The organism is Arthrobacter halodurans, assembly GCF_041877255.1.
Taxonomy (GTDB): Bacteria; Actinomycetota; Actinomycetes; order Actinomycetales; family Micrococcaceae; genus Arthrobacter_N; species Arthrobacter_N halodurans.
Genome location: NZ_JBHDLJ010000001.1, coordinates 38,209 through 53,564, shown reverse-complemented (window position 1 = coordinate 53,564; position 15,356 = coordinate 38,209). Strand labels below are relative to the sequence as shown.

Sequence of the window (15,356 nt, the reverse complement as noted above, 5' to 3'; positions counted from 1 at the left end):
CGTAGGAAACTCTCAGCCCCGCGGGTCAACCAAACCGTGGGCAGTCCCCAACTCGGCCTGCGCGTGGGCGAGCAGGAGTTGAGTCTCGCGAAGAAGTTCTAGCGACGTCTCTTGAATTTCTCGCGACGCATCCGTCGCCGCCTCTGCCTTCTCTGCCGCACGACGGGGCAGGAGAAATTCGATAAGAAGCGTTGCTGCGGTGCCGAGCAAGACGCCTGACAGCACCAGTAGGAATTGCGCCATGGATCGCATCTCGGGAACGGTCCAGCGGACGACGAAGCCGTAAGCGATTGCGGGGAGGCGAGCTGTCCGCTGATCCAGGTTGTCAGCCACCCACGGACCCTTGGGACGAAGGGAGAATTGCACGACCGCGACCCTTCCGATGTCGTTTAGGAGGACAGAGATCGTTTGCTGGTCAGGGGGGTCTGCGATGCCGTTCTGCGGTCGAGTGGAGACCTCGTGAGGGCACAGGCCAGACCCTCCCTCCTGCCGGAGGAGGGCAGGTGACGGGGTGGTGGGAGCAAGCGCTTACTTGACGGCTCCCCGAAATCCGCGCAGGATTTGCGTCCATGGGCGAGTCGCACGAGGAAATGCTTCGTCACTACGAGCCGGGCGGACTTCTGCCGCGAATCGTGGCGGGGTTGCAAGCTCTCGGCAAGGACCTGGACTCGGTCACGCACGAAGATCTCGCGCCGGCCGACGAGTTTCACTCCGCGGGACGTTCGGCCACGCGCGCATTGGTGGAGCTTGCAAAGATTCCGCCAGGATCGCGAGTGCTCGACGTAGGCAGCGGGTTGGGCGGCCCGGCGCGTTACCTCGCCGCAACTTTGGGTTGCGACGTGACAGGCATCGATCTCTCGCCTGAATTCTGCGGGTTGGCCAACGCCCTTTCTCGGATGACGCGGTTGTCCGATCGCACCCGCTTTCAGGCGGGTGATGCCCTGGAGCTTCCGTTCGCCGCGTCCAGCTTCGACGTGGTGTGGACGATACAAATGCAGATGAACATCCGGGACAAGCGCCGCCTGTATTCCGGAATCGCCCGGGTACTCAGGCCGGGCGGGCTGTTCGTCTGCCAGGAAATCTGCGCGGGGAACGGCGAGCCGATCGAGCTTCCGGTCCCATGGGCGAGCCGCCCCAACCAGAGCCATCTGGCCGATGCGGAATCCCTCCGCGGGTTGATCCGCGGTGCAGGTCTCCTGGAGCGCACCTGGCGCGACATTACCGCCGACATCGTGGCGGCGCGCAAGGCACAGCAGGCGAAGGCGCAAGCGTCGGGTGCGAGCGGCTCCAGCGCCCCTCCTCCGCTTGGAATGCATCTCGTGCTGGGAGAACAGGCAGCCGTCAAGATGAGTAACTCCGGGCGCAACACCGACGCCGGGCGCACGGTGTTCATCCAGGGCGTATTCGACAAGCCTGGCTAGTGGTCCGATCCGCTGATCCCGCTGGAAAACTCTGTCGAAAGCAAGTCCGATGCCAGACTCGGACTCATGTCGGCAACGCCTGATCCGCAACCGTCCGGGTCAGCGTTCAACGCCCAGCAGAATAGTGCATTGTCAACTTAATCGGGATGTCAGGGAAAACAATGCCCGAGTCCGGTCGAGAGAATGCTTCGCTTTCAGTCCGCCGGCGCTAGAAATGCTAGGTGCTGTTTTGATGACCTGCGCCAATGGCGACCGCAAAGTATCCGGAGACAGAAGCGTGATTCTCGCACGAGAGTTCCAGCCGAACGCCAATATCCGTGAGTATGTCGAGTATGGATTTAATGAGTTAGGGACCGACCCCTGGGATCAACGCGGTCCAAGAAGCCGTGTTTAGCCAGCCGATGTGCGGGTCCGGTGTAAAAGGACCAACCAGTTTGACCACGGGAAGATCCGGCCGGGCTCATGCCCCTGCGCAAACGCGGGGGAGGGGAATGGTCCCAGGGACCAAGTGGCCTGCCGATCTACATTCGTGACGCATGCTCGCGGGTCCTGGCTCCATATTGGAGCCAGGACCCGCGACTTTTTTGCGTGGTGCCCAGGACCGAGGGAACCCGAAGGAGGACCCGCCATCTCGCCGGGACGTTCAACGCGGCCGGCGAGGGCGTCGTCGCACGATACACCGCCGTCGCGACTCGCGGTTTTCAGGCCGGTGTGATGTTGACGTTGTGGCGGAAGACGTTGCCGGGATCGTATTCGGCCTTGATGCCGGCCAGCCGCGCCAGTTTCGCGGCCCCATAGGTGGCGCGCAGACGGGCGTCGTCGTATTCGGCCATCGTGTTCACGTAGGCCCCGGCGCCCTGCGCCGCCGGCTGCAATGCATCCCAAAAGTCCCGGACCCACGTCCGCTCGGCCGGGAGCTGTTCCGGTTCGGGGGCCACTGCGATGATGAAGACGGAATAGCGTGGCGTGCGTCGCCCTCCGAAGGCCGTGTCGCCCTCGCCCACGTCGGAGTACGCGCCGTCCAGCCTGTAGATGAGGGTCACGGACAGGGGGTTGTTCTTACGCGGAACGTAGTGGGTGATGGTGTCGATGGCCTCGTCGGTGAGCTCCGGCAGGTACGTTGCCTTCTCGTAGTTGAACATGCCCCAGGCGTTCGCCTCGTCGAGCAGCTGTTGGAGTGCCGTGTACGGCATGGGGGAGACCATGTCGAACAGCGGCGGCACGGCCGTGCGGATCCTCTGTGCCACGCCGGCGTGCTGCCCGGTCGGTCCGAATCCGGTCAGGAGCAGCGCATACCCGGGCTGAAAATGGTACTGCTCGGGGACGAAGGGTGCCGGGGGCGCGTTGAGCCCCGCGAGCACGACGTTGAGGTCCCGCGGCAGGGTGGGGATGATCTCCCGCGCCCAGCGCAACATCCGGGACCCCTGATCCAAGGGCCAGAAGAACAGCCCGAAGTCCACCATCGGGCCTACCTCGTGGAGGACGAACTCGAACTCGGTGACGACGCCGAAGTTGCCTCCGCCGCCGCGCAGCGCCCAGAACAGGTCCGGGTGCTCGTCCTTCGACGCATGGACGATGTCTCCGTTTGCGAGGACGACCTCGGCGGAAAGGAGGTTGTCGATGGTGAGGCCCTCGCGCCGGGTGAGCCACCCCATGCCACCGCCGAGGGTGAGTCCGCCGACTCCCGTGTGCGAGACAATGCCGGCCGGCACCGCCAATCCGTGTTCCTGGCACGCGGCATCCACATCGCTCAGCAGGGCTCCGCCGCCCGCTCGGACCCGCCTTGCCACCGGGTCCACGCTTACCCCGCGCAGGGTGCTGAGATCGATGACCAGGCCGCCATCGATGCTGGATGCCCCGGACGTGCTGTGCGCCCCGCCCCGGACCGCCACTTCCCAGTTGTGGGTTTGCGCGCGGCTCAAGGCAGAGGAGACGTCTTGAGGCGACGCGCACCGGACGATGAGCGCGGGTCTGCGGTCGATGTCGGCATTCCAGAGTCTGCGGGCGGTGTCGTAGTCGGGATGGTCGGGGGCGATGACCGTGTCCGCGGGTGGTGGCTCGAGCGGGGCCGTGTCCTGGGGGAGGTGGTGCGACATGAGTGCCTGCTTTCCGCAACCGGGCCACGCAACCGATGACCTGGCCGTTCGGTCGGTAACGATATCTCCGCGGGCGCCACGCCGCGGACGCAAGTGGCTCGCCGATCCAGCTGCCGGGCCCCGCGGAAGCGGGGGATTCCGGTGCCACTGATGGATTTCCGGTGACCCGGGCATTCGTGCCGACCCGGGCCTCGTCGCATGCGACACCCCGTCGTCCCGGCCGGCAATCCTCCGCCGCGCCGTCGGGCGGGACATGGGGCCATGATATTCCTGTCGGTCGCGTTCCGACACGCGTCAGGCGGCACTTTTTCCCCGGCTTTCCGTCGTCACCGCCTCGCCGCGATGGCGGCGTCCGCCGGGCGATGATCGGCCGGGCGCCCTGTGAGGACCGGTGCCCATCCGGGCCGGCGCCCGGCAACGGGGGCCACCAGCGCGGAGAGCCGGGGAGAGGGAGCGACACCGTATTCGCTCCGCAGGCGGACGGCGAAGGCTTCATAGAGCCGGATCACACGGACGTGGTCGCCGCTGGCCAGGTGCGACCTGAGCAGGAGCCCCAGCGCGCTCTCGCGCCACGGGTCGATGTCCACGGCACACTGCGCCGCATCCGTGGCGAGGGCGGTCTCACCGGCCTCGAGAAACTCCATGGCCAGGCCCTCCAGCGCACCCAGCCGCAGGCGGAGCCAGCAGTCCTGTTCGGTCAGGACCCAGTCCTCGTACCATCCGGAAAGCAGGCCGGCATCGCGCAGGAGTCCCAGCAGCCGCAACCGCTGGGGACCCGACCGCGCCGTTCGGGCACCTGACACGTGCTTTCGGATCCTGTCGGCATCGACGTCGACGCCGTCCGCGAGTGCCACGATCCGGGCGTCGTCCTGCAGCAGGCCCGGAGCCTGGTGGTTGACGGTCCACAGGCTCTCCCTCAGGCTGTCGGATCCGCGCCCCTCGGCGCTCTCCGGCCACAGGACGCCGGCCAGCACGGCCCGTGGACGGCCGCCCTGGAGCGCCAGCAAGGAGAGATCAGGCGTTGCTGCCGCAGTGTGACCCTGAGGGCGCCGTCCGGGCCGGAGAGCCGCCACGCGCCGACCAGCTGGAGTCTCCAGCCGCGTCCCCCCGACGGGGCGGCGATGGTGGTGGCGGTTCGCGGTGCCGGCTGCTGCGTGGACATGGCGGGTTCCTTGGGGGCGGTCGATCCGTTGCGGTGGGAGGAAAGGATCCGGACCGTTGGCTCGGCGTGGGGACGTGGGCGAGCCGAACCGGCATGCCCGGTTTCCCGGCATGCCGGTTCGGCAGGTCCTCGCGTCCCGCGGAGTCAGTGGTGGATCGGGGCGTAGTGGCTGCTGTGCCATCCGCTCCAGTGGCTCCAGCCGTCGTGGTGGCGCTCCTGGTACTTCACCTTGTGGAAGACCTCCTCCGTGTAGTCGTCGTCGGGGGTGTGGTGGAGAAGCTTGTAGCTGTGCAGCGTGGTCCACTTGCCGTGCTCGACGTAGACCTTGTGCCAGTTGTAGCCGCCGAGGTAGTCGTGGCCGTCGCCGTGCTGGTCGTAGTCATGGTCGTAGTCGTCGTCGTGCTTGCCGTCGTATTCCCAGTACTGCTGCTTGATGTTCAGGTACCGGTCCTTGTGGCAGTAGATGCTGACCGGGTAGTCCACCACCTTCTTGCCCCACTTGTGGTCGCCGGTGTCATAGGGCTTCTTGGCCTTGACGGTGCACGAGTAGTCGTAGTCCGACGAGGACGTCGAAGCCGGCGACGCCTGGGCGGGCGCGGCGAGGACCAGGGGGAGGGCGGCGGCAAAGGCGGCCGCGGCGGCCACGATGTTCCTCGTGCGGGGGCGGGAGCGGTTCGTACGTGACGGCTGGCGCGTGGTCATGGTCTGTCCTTAGGGGTTGGCTGGGGTTCGTTCCGTTACGGAGCCCGCCGTGTCCGGTGTCCCGGTCGACGCGGTGTGGCTCCGTGACTCAATTACGCGCCACACCGTTTGAGTGCCGTTTGACGGGCATTTGAAGCGCGACTTGAGTCCGTCGGAACTGCCGTGTGGCCTACGCTTCGAGCGTGGCCAGCGCCGTGCGTGCCGCGGCGATCCAGTACGGGGACTCCGCCCGTTCGGCCACGGCGAGGGCGTGGCGATAGTGTCCGACGGCGTCGGCGCGCAGCCCCAGCCACAGGGCGAGGTCGCCGGCGATCTGTGCCACGGGACCGTGCGCCACGACCGCCGTGTCGGCGGCCGCCACCTCGTCGAGGTATGGCTCCAACGCCTTGTAGGCCCACTCGATCCGGCGCCGGTCGTCGAGTCGGAGTCCCGTGATGGCACGCCAGACGCTGGTCAGCAGGAAGGACGCCTCCTGCGGCACCGGCGGCAGTTCTTCGGCGATCCTGCGCGCGGCCTCCGGTTGCCCCGCTGCCAGGAGCGACTGGGCGTAGACCTCGCGGCCCATCACCGGCCACTTGGCGAAGGCCCCTTCCATGAGTTCCAGAATCCCGGCCATCTGGTCCTGCTGCATGGCGAGGCTGATGGTGGTGCCAAGCACCCATGCCTCGTCCACCTCCCAGAGCCGTGTCCGGGCGCTGAGTTCGGCGGCGACGCGGTACGCGTCCGCGGCCTCCCTGAACCGTCCGTGGACGAGGTGGCGCAGCCCGTCGTACCAGCTGGAAACGGCCAACGGCGACGGCAGTTGGTACTTTTCCGACAACCTCCTCGTTTCCGCATGGTGCTCGTCGGCGACCCGGAAACACCCGCGGGCGCTGGCGCATTCGGTCATCATCAGGTGCGCGACGACTTCCGCGGTGAGGAAGCGGTGCTTCCGGGCCAACCCGAGCAGCTCCTCGGCGAGCGTGAAGCGGAAGTCCAGCTGGCCGGGTAGGTAGGACTGGCGGAAGAGGGCTTCGATGGCCTTGCAGAGCAACAACGGCTCATCCAGCTCCCTGGCCATGGTGACGGCCAGGGCCGCCGCCTGCCGTCCCCGGTCGAGTCCGGTCCATTCGAGTTCCAGGGCCAGGCAGGTGAGCAACTGGCAACGCAGGGCCGATGTTCGGTGGGGCAGTTCCGCGAGGGTGCGCTCGATGATGTCGACCGTCGGCTGGTCCACGGTTCCGTATTCCTGATTGACCCACAGGCTGGGAACGTCGTACGAGACGATGAGGCGGGCCGTCAGGTCGGCGTCCTCCAGCGCCTCCGCGTCCCGGAGGGCGCGTTCGCGTATCTCCCGTGCGTGTGCGGCTTCCCCGCCCCATGCCGTGGCGCGCACGAACCGCATGGCGATTTCGAGGCGGTCGCGCGGATCGCCGTCGCCCACCGCTTCCAGGCAGTCCGTCGCCTGCCGCCAGAGGGCGGCCGCTTCCCGGAAAGCGAACCGGGACTCCGTTTGCTCGGCCGCGGTGCGCGAATAGCCGATCGCCCTGCGCAGCAGCGGCACGTTCGCCGAACGTGCGTAGTGGTAGGCGATGGCGGAGGCGTCCTCGGGATGCGCCGCCTCCATGGCTTGGCCGATGCGGGCGTGGAGGTGGCTGCGCCTGATGTTGGAGATGTCGGTGGTGATCGCTTCGCGCACGATGCCGTGGACGAATGCCACGCGCCCTGGGCGCGGCTCGATGAGCAGCCCGGCGAGCAGGGCGCGTTCGACCGCCTCGAACTGGGACGTCGCCGGGACGTCGTCGAGTGCCAGGAGCAGGTCGACGTCCGTCTCCATCCCGATCACCGCCAAGGTGGTCAGCAGCGCCCGGGCGTCGGTCGGCAGCCGTGCGAGACGGTGCCGGACGACGTCGCGAACCCCGACGGGGACACTGGAAAGCGTCGTCCCCGGCTGCAGGGTGTCCAACAGGCTGCCGATCTGACGGACGAAGAACGCGTTGCCCCCGGTCCACCGGTTGATGGCGAGGAGCTCGTCGTCGGAGGGTTCCCGTGACGACGTCGTTCGCAGCAGGGCCGCCACGTCGTCAAGGGGCAGCCCACCCAGTTCCAGACGGGTCTTGATGACGGGGAGGAGCCGGCGGATGGCGTGCGAGACGCTGCCCTCCCCGGAGTGCTGGATACAGACGAAGAGAATCGGATCCGCGGCGAGGTCGAGGACAACGCGGTTCAGGATCGCCAGGGTTTCACCGTCAGCCCGGTGAAGGTCGTCCACCACGACGAGTACGGGTGCGGACGCCGCCACTTCGTGCAGGAACGCACCGATGCGCCGGTGGCGCCGAAACCTCTCCAGGATCGGATCCGCTCCCTGGCCGGGATCCCGGTGGCCGGTCGCGAAAATGGCCTCGAGCGGCTGCTCGAACTCGTCAGGGTGGAGGTGGTGGAGCTCATCGATGACGGCCGCCCATGGCAGGCCCGCCGGGGCGCCCTCCTCGGCGTCGCATCTCCCCACGGCCACGAACCACCCGTCCGCCCGCAACCTGTTGGCGAATTCCATGACAAGACGCGTCTTGCCCGTGCCGGTGTGTCCCTCGACCAGCGCCACCTGGGCGGCGCTGCGGCGCGCGAGTTCGGCCGCTGCCAGCAGCCGCTCCAATTCGGCGGACCTCCCGAGGAACGGGTCCGTGCTGGGAGCGGCTTCCTTCGGGCGAACCGACGTCGGGGCAGCGGACGGAGCGAAGGCGGACAGGGTGTGGGCGTCGTCCCAGAGCGCCGGGGACTGCGCGAGGACATCGGCCTCGAGCCGGCGGAGGCCGGGCCCAGGCTCCACTCCGAGTTCCCGGGCCAGCGTGCGGCGTGCCCGGCGGACGGCGGCCAGCGCGTCACCCTGCCGGTCGCCACGGTAGAGCGCCAGGACCAGAAGCTGCCAGACGCTCTCCCGGAGGGGTGACCGGTCGAGGACCAGTTCGAGATTCGTCAGCGCCTCGGGGACCTGTCCCAGGGCCAGGGATGCGGCGGCAAGTCGCTCCCGCGCGGCACACCACAGTTCGTCCAAGCGGGAGATCTCGGGTGCCGCCCACGCCTCGCCGGTGAAGTCCGCATACGCGGGGCCGCGCCACAGCGCCAAGGCGTCGATGAGGCGGCGTCGAACGTGCTCGGCCGGAAGATGTTGGGGATCCGAATCCAGGAATGACTGTTCGAATTGCCAGGCATCGACCTGGTCGCGGTGGAGACTCACACGGTAGCCCGGTGGAACCGTGAGCAGGACGGTTGCCGGGGCGCGCGCCGGCCTGACCGGCTCGAGGACGCGCCGAAGCCGCGAGACGTAGGTCTGCAGGGAGAGCAAGGCCCTGGCGGGGGGCTCGTCCCCCCAGAGGTCGTCGATCAGACGATCCGCCGAAACGGTCTGTCCGCGGGCGACCAGCAATCGCGCCAGAACCGCTCGTTGCCTCCAGCCGCCGATGGCGAGGACCCCATGGCCATCGTGCGCCATCAGGGGACCAAGGACTCCCAGCGTCACCATGTGGAACAGGATAGGCCGTCGGGGCGGATAACCCATCCACTTCCAGGGAGAAGGCACGAGTGCCGCAACCGGAGCGGGCGCGGCGGCGCTTCCCCGCAGGCGTCGGGCGAGGGACGGAGGCGGCGACTCGACGGAAAGCCGAGGTTGCTGTGGCGTCTGGTCATTGCCGTGCCGCGGATTCGGGTGGAGCATGGACAGCATGGACTGGGGTTCGGGCCATGGCCGGTGTGGGCCGTCGTTCCGTCGCGGATCCTGCGGGGCGACGGCGGCGGGTTCCGCCGGCTTGGCAACCCGCCTCGTCCCGGGAGTGGTCTCGTGTCACGTATCTTCCTGAGCCACTCGAGCCGGAATTCCGCGGAGGCGATCGCCCTCAAGCGCTGGCTCGTGGAGCGGGAGCCCGGCCTGGCCGAGGAGATCTTTCTGGATCTCGATCCCGACACGGGCATTGCCCCCGGCGAGCGGTGGAAACGGGCGTTGCGTCAGGCCAATGAGCGGTGTGAAGCGGTCATCTGCCTGCTGTCCACGCACTGGGAGACCTCGAGCGAATGCCTGGCCGAGTACCGGACCGCGGAGAACCTGGGCAAGCTCATACTGTGCGCCCGCCTCGAGCCGCTGAACCGGGAGGGGATCACGGGGGAATGGCAACGCTGCGATCTGTTCGGCGACGGACCGTCCACGGAGATCCCGGTCGGCGACACGGGCAGTTCCGTCAGTTTTCAGACGGACGGCCTGCTGCGGCTCCACCGGGGATTGCGCCGGGCGGGCATCGGGGCGGGGCAATTCGCCTGGCCGCCGCCGGGCGATCCGGAGCGGTCGCCCTATCGAGGGTGGGAACCGCTCGAGGAGGACGACGCGGCCGTGTTCTTCGGGCGGGACGCGCAAATCGTTCGCGGAATGGACGCGCTGCGGGGCATGCGTGCGTCCGCGGTGGAATCGCTCTTCGTGATCCTGGGCCCGTCCGGCGCCGGCAAGTCCTCGTTCCTGCGGGCGGGCCTCCTGCCGCGGTTGCGGAGGGACGACCGGCACTTCCTCGTCTTGGCGATCGTGCGCCCGGGGCGCGACGTGTTGACCGGGGAACGCGGACTGGCGCGGGCGGTCCACGACCTGCGCGCCGATGTGGGGCTGCGTTTCCCCTCCCTCGGAGACATTAAAGACGCCTGCCTGCGCGCGGATGCCGAGCTTGTGGCGCGGTGGCTGGCCGAAGCCCGGCAGGCTGCCAGAACGCGGCTTCTCGATGAGACGGACGGGCTCTCCTGGCCCACTGTCGTTCTGCCATTGGACCAGGCAGAGGAGCTCTTCGGCGCGGACGCGGGCCCCGAAGCGCCGCGCTTCCTCGGGTTGCTCGCCCACCTGACGAGCCGGGGAGACGGGTCGGTGCCCGGGATGGTGGTGGCGTGCACGATCCGCACGGACTTCTACGGCTCGTTGCAGGCGGCCCCGGAACTGGCGCGGCTGAAGAGCGTGGTTTTCGACGAGCTCCGGCCGATGCCGCCGGCCAACTTCAGGGAGGTCATCCAGGGACCCGCGGCGCGCGCGACCGCGGCCGGCCGCCCCCTGGCGGTCCGGGCCGAGCTCGTGGAGCGGCTCCAGCGCGACAGCGCGCACGGCGCGGACAGCCTTCCGCTGCTTTCCCTGACCCTCGCGCTGATGTACGAAGACTATGGCGACACCGGTGAGCTCACGCTTGCGGGATACGAGTCGATGGGCGGCATGGGCCGCGTGGTCCAGACCCAGATCGACTCGGTGCTGGCCCGGGACCCCGTGGTGAGGAAGTCCCAGCTGGACCGGCTCCGCACGGCTTTCATTCCCTGGCTGGCCACCGTGAATGCGGACAACGACCAGCCAATGCGGCGCGTCGCCCGATTGGCGGACCTGCCGGCCGAGGCGCGACTGGAAATCGATGCCCTCGTGGCCAAACGCCTTCTGGTCCAGGACGAACGCGACGGCGAGGTCCTCATCGAGGTGGCCCTGGAAAGCCTGCTGCGCCAGTGGGGGGATTTGGCCGGGTGGCTCGCCGCGGAGCGGGAAGACCTCAAGGAAGCCGACAATCTCGAGCGGGCGGCGGAGGCCTGGGCGCGAAACCGCCGCAATGCCGCCTGGCTGCTGGAGGGCGAACGCCTCGGCAGTGCCGAGAACCTGGCGTCGAAGCCGGGCTTCAGGGACCGCTTGGCGCACGCGGGGGAGTTCCTCTCCGCCTCCAGGGCCCGGGAAGACAAGCGCATCGCCGAGGAAAGACGGCGGAAGGATGCCGAACTCAGTGCGGCGCGGGAGAAGCAGCGACTGGCCGAGGACCATGCGTCCGCGCTGCGCCGACGGTCGCACGTGCTGCGGGCCGTTCTGGCGGCGACCGTCCTCATCGCTCTCGTCGCCATCGCCGGCTTCTTCCAGGCCTTCCAGGCCCAGCGGGTTGCGACCGACCGGGCCCGTGAGGCGACGGCGTTGCAGCTCACGGCCGAGGGCCAGGCGATGCTTGCGGGAGCCACACCGGGGGGTGAGTTGCTGGGAATGCAGCAGATGCTGGCGGCCCAGGCCCTCACGCGCACCCCACAGGGCGATCGGGCGATCGCCAGCGCCGTGGTGACACAGCGCGACGTTCACAAGATGGTCGACGTGGGGGCTCCCGTCGGGAGCGTGGTGTTCGGTCCGGACGGGCGCCTCGTCGTATCGGGCGACAGCGGCGGCTCGGTGCAACGCTGGGACGCCGAAACCGGCCAGCCGGTCGGGGACCCGCTGACCGGGCATGACGGAGCGGTGACGGCGGTGGCCTATGGCCCGGACGGGCGGCGGATCGCGTCCGCCGGCGCGGACGGCACCGTGCGGCTGTGGGACGCCGGCACCGGCCTGCCGGTGGGGGACCCGCTGACCGGGCATGACGGAGCGGTGAGAGCGGTGGCCTATGCCCCGGACGGACGGCGGATCGCGTCCGCCGGCGCGGACGGCACCGTGCGGATGTGGGACGCCGATTCCCGCCAGCCGGTGGCGGAGCCGCTGACCGGACATCGGGGCGCCGTCCACGCGGTGGCACTGAGCCCGGGAGGGCGGCTGATCGCGTCGGCCGGCGCCGACGGCACGGTACGGCTGTGGGACGCCGTGACGGGCCGGCCGGTCGCGCCGCCGCTGGCTGGCCATCAGGGGGCGGTGAATGCGGTGGCCTTCGACGCGGATGGGCGGCTGATCGCCTCCGCCGGCGACGATCGCACGGTGCGCCTGTGGGACGCGGACACCGCCCGGCCGGCGGGGGAACCCCTGACCGCCCACAAGAACTGGGTGTTGGGCGTGGCGTTCAGCCCGGACGGGCGGCGCCTCGTCTCGGCCAGCGCCGACTACACCCTCGTCCTCTGGGACACGCTGGAGCGCCGCCCGATCGGAGAGCCGCTGACGGGGCACGGGCAGGAGGTGTTCAGCGCGGTGTTCAGTCCGGACGGGCGGCGGATCGTCTCGGGCATGGGTGACGGCACGGTCCGCCTGTGGGACGCGGAGGCCGCCGTGCCCATCGAACACGGCGCGTGGGTCTTCGGCATCGGGACGAGCGCCGACGGCCGCCTGATCGCCTCCGGCGGCGGCGACGGGAGCGTGCGCCTGTGGGACGCCGCCACGGGGCGGGCCGCGGGCGGCGCGCTGACCGGGCACGACGGCGCGGTGAACTCGGTGGCGTTCGCCCCGGACGGCCGCCTCATCGCCTCCGGCGGTGGCGACGGGACCGTGCGGCTGTGGGACGCGGAGACCCGCCGACAACTCGGTCGGCCCTTGGCCGGGCACGACGGCGCGGTGAACTCGGTGGCGTTCGCCCCGGACGGCCGCCTCATCGCCTCCGGCGGTGCGGACAAGACCGTGCGGCTGTGGAACGCGGAGACCCGCCGACAACTCGGTCAGCCGTTGGCCGGGCACGACGGCGCGGTGAACTCGGTGGCGTTCGCCCCGGACGGCCGCCTCATCGCCTCCGGCGGTGCGGACAAGACCGTGCGGCTGTGGGACGCGGAGACCCGCCGACAACTCGGTCAGCCGTTGGCCGGGCACGACGGCGCGGTGAACTCGGTGGCGTTCGCCCCGGACGGGCGCCTCATCGCCTCCGGCGGCGCGGACAAGACCGTGCGGCTGTGGGACGCGGAGACCCGCCAACAGACCGGGCAGCCGTTGGCCGGGCACGAAGCAGCCGTGAAAAGCGTTTCCATCGGTCCGGATAGCCGGCGCGTTGCCTCCGGCAGTGACGACAGGACGGTGCGGTTGTGGGATACGGGCACCGGAACGGCCATCGGTGATCCATCCATCGGGCATTGGGACGAAGTGAACGGCATCGCGTTCACCTCGGACAACCTGCGCATCGTCTCGGGTAGCCGCGACAGCAGCGTCCGTGTCTGGCCCGCGCCCCTGGACTGGTCCGACGCGTTGTGCTCCAAGCTCACACACAACCCGAGCCGTGAGCAGTGGCGGGCCTGGGTCCCGCCGGACGTCGCGTACACGGCCCCGTGTCCCGATCTTCCGGTCCCGCCTTCGCGGTGAGCTCCGGGCCGTGTTCTTGACTGCGTGCTCCGCGGGCAGGAGCATGTGACCATCGACCGGGAAGACCCGGCGACGCACCCGGTGGTTCCGACGCGATGTCGTTCCGCCCGCCCCAGCAAGTCGATCGACGTCGCGTTCGCTGCCCCCGGACGCAACTCTCGTGGGAGAGGAAGGGCAAGGGGATGGCAGTCCAGGACCTCACCCGCGACGACCACTTCCGCAACGATGGCCGCCCGAAACGCATCCTCGCCCTGGATGGTGGGGGACTGCGCGGCATCCTGAGTCTCGGAATCCTCGAAAGGATCGAGACCCTGCTTCGAGAGCGGCACGGCGGCGACCCGGACTTCCGCCTGTGCCACTATTTCGATCTGATGGCCGGAACGTCCACGGGCGCGATCATTGCGGCCGCGCTGGCCCAGGGCTGGAGCGTCGCCCAGGTGCGGGAGAAGTATCTGGGCCTGGGACGGCGTGTCTTCAGCAGGAGCGTGTTGCGGCACGGCTTCCTGCGGGCGAAGTACGACAAGCGGGGGTTGAACGCGGAACTGAGGGACGTCTTTGGGGCAGACACCACACTGGGCAGCCCGCGCCTGCTGACGGGCCTGGTGGTGGTCACGAAACGCCTGGACACCGGCAGCGTGTGGCCGCTGGGCAACAACCCCCGGAGCAAGTTCTTTGCCACGGACCCGGACGGAAGCGCCGGGAACGCCGGCTACCTGCTGTGGGAGGTGGTGCGCGCCTCGACGGCCGCTCCGTCCTACTTCGAGCCGGAGTCCATCACGATTTCGGGTGCCGGGGACCGCGACCCCGTGGTGGGCAATTTCGTCGACGGGGGAGTGAGCCCCTTCAACGACCCGTCCCTTTTGGCCTTCATGTATGCCACGTTGGAGGGCTACCGGGTCGGCTGGCCCACCGGCGGCGACAGGTTGTTGCTCGTCTCGATCGGGACCGGTCGCCGTGACGCTGCGGTGAAGAAATCGAACATCGCGGTCAGCCACGCCGTGCGTGCGCTGGCGTCCCTGATGCAGGACTGCGCCGCGCAGCAGCGGGCGATGCTGCAGTGGATGTCGGAGAGCCCCACCGCGGGAGTGATCGATCGGGAGGTGGGCGACTTGCGCGGCGACCGGATCCCCGGCGGCCCGCTGCTGAGCTACCTGCGCTACGACGTCGACCTGCAGCGCGAGAGCGTCCTGTCGCTGGTCGGGTCCCCGGCCGACGCCGGCGCGATCGATTCACTGAGCAGGATGGACGCCCCGGACAACATGGGCCTCCTGCACCGGCTGGGAGTCCTGGCCGGCGAGCGCGATGTGGACCCCCGGGATTTCAGGCCCGTTTTCGACCTGCCGCCCGAGGGCTGACCGGATGAGTGCCCAGCCCGAGCGCAAGCGCTATCTTCCGCGGCCGGACCGGTACGTCGTGGCCGTGCCCCTCCGGTTGGACACGCCCGGGTTCGGCTACCGCAAGTGGGGCGCCGAGCAGTACTGCAAGGCCGGCGATTGGCTGGTCGACGACGAGGGTGACATCCACACCGTCGATTCCGAGGTCTTCGCCGCGACGTACCGCGAGGTCGGCCGCGGCCTGTACTCGAAGTCCACCCCCGTGTGGGCGTACCTCGCCCGGGAGCCGGGGAGCATCCGGACCAAAGAGGGCCGCACCCACTTCCGCGAGGGCGACTACGTGGTGTGCAACAACGCCGACGGCACGGATGCCTATGCCATGGGCGCGGCGAAGTTCGAGGACATCTACGCGCCAGACGACTGACGCGCGCCTGCGGCACGACTGACGTGCGCCTGCGGCGGCCGCGGTCTCGGCCGGGGTGGCATCGCCTGCGTGGCGACGCCTGGGAGGAGGCCCGACGTCGTCCCTCGACAGCGTGGCGCGGGTGTCCTTCAAGCGGGCGTCTAGTGGACTTCAAACGCGTGCGCGCCTACTGGAGGTGCGGAACGAAGCGGTTCGACAGGGGAACACGGAACATCGAT

The 15,356-nt window shown here is 69.2% G+C and carries 9 protein-coding genes and 1 pseudogene; 4 read left to right on the top strand and 6 right to left on the bottom strand.

Going from position 1 to position 15,356, the window contains the following annotated elements; all coding sequences use genetic code 11:
* Positions 1-12 precede the first annotated feature (12 nt).
* Positions 13-333, bottom strand: a complete 321-nt coding sequence (locus ACETWP_RS00255) for a hypothetical protein (protein ID WP_373970188.1) — start codon at positions 331-333, stop codon at positions 13-15.
* Positions 334-569: 236 nt separating this feature from the next.
* Here ACETWP_RS00255 and ACETWP_RS00250 point away from each other — a divergent pair, with 236 nt between their 5' ends.
* A complete protein-coding gene (locus ACETWP_RS00250; RefSeq protein WP_373970187.1) occupies positions 570-1,421 on the top strand; it encodes an SAM-dependent methyltransferase in 852 nt (283 codons plus the stop codon).
* A gap of 701 nt (positions 1,422-2,122) precedes the next feature.
* Here ACETWP_RS00250 and ACETWP_RS00245 read toward each other — a convergent pair.
* The 5 genes and pseudogenes from ACETWP_RS00245 to ACETWP_RS00225 all read right to left on the bottom strand — a co-directional run.
* Positions 2,123-3,517, bottom strand: coding sequence for an FAD-binding oxidoreductase (locus ACETWP_RS00245; protein ID WP_373970186.1), 1,395 nt, complete (start codon positions 3,515-3,517; stop codon positions 2,123-2,125).
* A 326-nt stretch (positions 3,518-3,843) separates the two neighbouring features.
* Complete coding sequence (locus ACETWP_RS00240) at positions 3,844-4,524, bottom strand: AfsR/SARP family transcriptional regulator (RefSeq protein WP_373970185.1); 681 nt, start codon at positions 4,522-4,524, stop codon at positions 3,844-3,846.
* Between the two features lie 299 nt (positions 4,525-4,823).
* Positions 4,824-5,381: a hypothetical protein gene (locus tag ACETWP_RS00235; protein WP_373970184.1), complete on the bottom strand. Its 558-nt coding sequence runs from the start codon at positions 5,379-5,381 to the stop codon at positions 4,824-4,826.
* 169 nt (positions 5,382-5,550) lie between these two features.
* Entirely contained in the window at positions 5,551-8,595 is a 3,045-nt protein-coding gene (locus ACETWP_RS00230) for an ATP-binding protein (RefSeq protein ID WP_373970567.1), read from the bottom strand.
* 60 nt (positions 8,596-8,655) lie between these two features.
* Positions 8,656-8,850: pseudogene (locus ACETWP_RS00225) on the bottom strand (AfsR/SARP family transcriptional regulator); the annotation flags it as partial.
* Here ACETWP_RS00225 and ACETWP_RS00220 point away from each other — a divergent pair.
* From ACETWP_RS00220 to ACETWP_RS00210, 3 genes are all read left to right on the top strand, one after another.
* A complete protein-coding gene (locus tag ACETWP_RS00220; protein ID WP_373970566.1) occupies positions 8,833-13,380 on the top strand; it encodes an nSTAND1 domain-containing NTPase in 4,548 nt (1,515 codons plus the stop codon). The pseudogene ACETWP_RS00225 and the gene ACETWP_RS00220 overlap by 18 nt on opposite strands.
* A 182-nt stretch (positions 13,381-13,562) precedes the next feature.
* A complete protein-coding gene (locus tag ACETWP_RS00215) occupies positions 13,563-14,735 on the top strand; it encodes a patatin-like phospholipase family protein (protein WP_373970183.1) in 1,173 nt (390 codons plus the stop codon).
* A gap of 4 nt (positions 14,736-14,739) precedes the next feature.
* Positions 14,740-15,138, top strand: a complete 399-nt coding sequence (locus tag ACETWP_RS00210; protein WP_373970182.1) for a hypothetical protein — start codon at positions 14,740-14,742, stop codon at positions 15,136-15,138.
* The last annotated feature ends 218 nt before the right edge of the window (positions 15,139-15,356 follow it).

Coding starts and splice junctions, on each gene's coding strand:
- ACETWP_RS00250 (WP_373970187.1), top strand. CDS start 570: ATGGGCGAGTCGCACGAGGAAATGCTTCGTCACTACGAGCCGGGCGGA.
- ACETWP_RS00245 (WP_373970186.1), bottom strand. CDS start 3,517: ATGTCGCACCACCTCCCCCAGGACACGGCCCCGCTCGAGCCACCACCC.
- ACETWP_RS00235 (WP_373970184.1), bottom strand. CDS start 5,381: ATGACCACGCGCCAGCCGTCACGTACGAACCGCTCCCGCCCCCGCACG.
- ACETWP_RS00220 (WP_373970566.1), top strand. CDS start 8,833: ATGGCCATCGTGCGCCATCAGGGGACCAAGGACTCCCAGCGTCACCAT.
- ACETWP_RS00215 (WP_373970183.1), top strand. CDS start 13,563: ATGGCAGTCCAGGACCTCACCCGCGACGACCACTTCCGCAACGATGGC.
- ACETWP_RS00210 (WP_373970182.1), top strand. CDS start 14,740: ATGAGTGCCCAGCCCGAGCGCAAGCGCTATCTTCCGCGGCCGGACCGG.